This is a genomic window from Roseibium sp. RKSG952 (assembly GCF_009711355.1).
Window position 1 is genome coordinate 1 of record NZ_SMMF01000062.1, and the last position, 233, is coordinate 233.

The window sequence follows — 233 nt, forward strand, 5'->3', positions numbered from 1 at the left end:
TTTATGTCTATGTGCCCGATGGTGCCGGTGGATATCTGGAATACCGTCTGGAAGCCCATGACAAGGCCAGCAATGATTACTTCGGATACTCTGTTTCCATCGATGATGACGGTGTGATCACCGTTGGTTCCTGCTACGACGATGACAAGGGCGATAACTCCGGCTCGGTCTATGTGTTCGTGCCCAACGAAGACGGCGATTACGTCGGACCCGATGGAACCGTGCATGAGGCG

The 233-nt window shown here is 53.6% G+C and carries 1 protein-coding gene; it reads left to right on the top strand.

The window, feature by feature from the left end:
* Positions 1-233 (top strand): FG-GAP repeat protein (locus tag E1297_RS00150; RefSeq protein ID WP_196223055.1); only part of this gene is annotated, 233 nt, incomplete at both ends.